Genomic DNA, 276 nt, shown 5'->3' with positions numbered 1-276 from the left:
CACCAATACAGTGCCCGCCAACTAGTCCTGGTTGTAACTTCATAAAGTTCCATTTGGTACCTGCAGCCTCTATGACTTCTCTAGTATTAATACCTAGCTTTTCAAATATTTGATGTAGCTCATTCACCAAAGCAATATTTACATCACGTTGAACATTTTCAATAACCTTAGAAGCTTCAGCTACTTTTATTGAACTTGCTTTATGTGTCCCAACTGTGATTATTGACTTATAAAGCTGGTCTACTTTTTCAGCAATCTCAGGAGTCGACCCTGAAG

Annotated in this window: 1 pseudogene; it reads right to left on the bottom strand. The window is 38.0% G+C overall.

Features of this window, described 5'->3' with window-relative positions:
* Positions 1 to 276: pseudogene (locus AAEY57_RS19870) on the bottom strand (Vi polysaccharide biosynthesis UDP-N-acetylglucosamine C-6 dehydrogenase TviB); the annotation flags it as partial.

The sequence above is a fragment of the Pseudoalteromonas sp. MER144-MNA-CIBAN-0113 genome (genome assembly GCF_040308965.1).
Classification (GTDB): Bacteria; Pseudomonadota; Gammaproteobacteria; order Enterobacterales; family Alteromonadaceae; genus Pseudoalteromonas; species Pseudoalteromonas tetraodonis.
This window is presented reverse-complemented; position numbering and strand designations above follow the sequence as displayed.